At 57.1% G+C, this 268-nt stretch carries 1 protein-coding gene; it reads right to left on the reverse strand.

All coding sequences use genetic code 11. The annotated features are described in order from the left end of the window. Positions 1 to 153: 153 nt before the first annotated feature. The coding region (locus A7090_RS26850) for a hypothetical protein (protein ID WP_241957297.1) at positions 154 to 268 on the reverse strand (115 nt) is incomplete at its 5' end.

The following is a 268-nucleotide window of genomic DNA, read 5'->3' on the forward strand; positions in this document are numbered from 1 at the left end:
CCCCGGTTAGCCCAGCTAAACCACGGGATAAACGTCAGAGTTTGCGGCTGGCCTACGTTCTCGCACCGACTCGTAGGCCTGATAAGACGCGTTAAGCGTCGCATCAGGCAATGTGCCCCCTGCGTTGGATGCGGCGCGAGCGCCTTATCCAACCTACGGATGGAAATACTTTTCCTCATTCATCCAGATCCGCATTTCGCCTTCCCCCCGGTTAGCCCAGCTAAACCACGGGATAAACGTCAGAGTTTGCGGCTGGCCTACGTTCTCG

The sequence above is a fragment of the Escherichia sp. MOD1-EC7003 genome, from assembly GCF_002965065.1.
GTDB lineage: Bacteria > Pseudomonadota > Gammaproteobacteria > Enterobacterales > Enterobacteriaceae > Escherichia.